At 41.2% G+C, this 597-nt stretch carries 1 protein-coding gene; it reads left to right on the forward strand.

Annotation, left to right across the window (positions count from 1 at the left end):
* Positions 1 to 370 precede the first annotated feature (370 nt).
* The coding region (locus ACFIJJ_RS10070; protein WP_375646857.1) for a hypothetical protein at positions 371 to 597 on the forward strand (227 nt) is incomplete at its 3' end.

A 597-nucleotide genomic window follows, 5' to 3' on the forward strand; every position in this document is an offset into this window, starting at 1 on the left:
AGCATTATCTTTTCGTTATTGTTTGTATGGAAACCGATCCTTTCTATTTGTTTCACTAGACATCGAAGGATCAATTAGTACTTTAAGTACAATTCCCTGTGGTTCGACAACCCTGCTCTTTATTGAGCACCACTCTATTACTTCTTGCGACCCGTACACTTGCGGAGAGCGCATCTAGTTTTTGGCGCCGTTGCCGGGGAACTGGTCACTTTTAGGAAAATTAGGAATTCGGTGATCTAGTTTGTGAATATTTGTTCTTTGTGTGAATATTTGTTTGCAATTTTTCTTTTGTTACTTTTTGTTTTGACCTATTTGTTTCTTGAGTGCTTTGCTAGCTCATATTGATTACTTTGTGCGCAGGTACTATTGTATGACCCGTGGGAGCTCATCGTCCCCACTACTGAATCCCGATCCTGAAGTTGAAAGAAATTTCCGAAGAAAGCTTCGCCAAGTGCATTTGAGCGATTCGGGTTCAGTTGAAGTCAGTGTTGAAGTAAATCAAGAAGTGAATATGGCCGAAAATCAACAGCAGAGTATTTCTGATTTTGCCCGGCCTAACTTTGACGGAACGGGGTCAAGCATTGTTCGACCTCCTAT

Source organism: Bartonella sp. TT29SHDZB (assembly GCF_042193395.1).
GTDB lineage: Bacteria > Pseudomonadota > Alphaproteobacteria > Rhizobiales > Rhizobiaceae > Bartonella.